The organism is Burkholderia sp. JPY481 (assembly GCF_038900515.1).
Lineage (GTDB): Bacteria > Pseudomonadota > Gammaproteobacteria > Burkholderiales > Burkholderiaceae > Paraburkholderia > Paraburkholderia youngii.
In genome coordinates, this window is sequence record NZ_JAYMRT010000145.1 from 1 (window position 1) to 418 (window position 418).

General features: G+C 61.2%; 1 protein-coding gene. It reads left to right on the forward strand.

The features are described from left to right. The coding region (locus VSR82_RS40075; protein ID WP_498858934.1) for an IS110 family transposase at positions 1-418 on the forward strand (418 nt) is incomplete at both ends.

Consider the following 418-nt stretch of genomic DNA (forward strand, 5'->3'; position numbering starts at 1 on the left):
GACGCGCGAATGTACTTCGGTATTTTGCTACGCTCGAACCGTGTGTAATCGGCATGGAAGCGTGCGCCTCGTCGCACTACTGGGGCCGTGAGCTCACCAAGCTCGGACACACCGTTCGACTGATCGCTCCGCAGTTCGTCCGGCCTTACGTAAAGAGCAACACGACCGACGCGGCCGACGCCGAAGCAATCTGCGAGGCGATAACGCTACCGAACATGCGCTTTGTACCGCTCAAGACGCAGGCGCAACAGACAGTGCTGTCGCTGCATCGCGCACGCGCCGGCCGGGTCGAATCACGCACAGCACTTGCCAACCAGATCCGCGGGCTTCTTGGCGAATTCGGCATCGTGCTGCCACAGGGTATCCAACTGCTTGGCCAACGGGCCATGGCCGCTCTTTCCACTCGTGACGATGGGCA